The organism is Chryseobacterium sp. SIMBA_028 (genome assembly GCF_046535285.1).
Lineage (GTDB): Bacteria > Bacteroidota > Bacteroidia > Flavobacteriales > Weeksellaceae > Chryseobacterium.
Window position 1 is genome coordinate 1 of the sequence record NZ_JAWRWZ010000247.1, and the last position, 275, is coordinate 275.

Below are 275 nucleotides of genomic sequence, written 5' to 3' on the forward strand. Positions count from 1 at the left end.
ATCAAAAGATAATTTGAAGCATAATGAAAAGCCTGAAAATGTGGAATTATTTACCCAATATTTTAAAAATACCAAACTGGGTGAAGATGATAATTTAATCTGGTTAAAATTCAAATTTTCAGAAGCTATTGTTGGAGATATTTTAGAGAATGTCCACATTTCTCTGAACTGTATTCCGGCTGTTAGTATGAATAATTCCAGATCGTTTCACAGAGTGACAGGAAGGCTTAATATTATTCCGATCATTTCAGAAAACAGCTTTTTGGATCTGGATT

The 275-nt window shown here is 31.3% G+C and carries 1 pseudogene; it reads left to right on the forward strand.

Going from position 1 to position 275, the window contains the following annotated elements:
* Positions 1-275: pseudogene (locus SCA31_RS23325) on the forward strand (hypothetical protein); the annotation flags it as partial.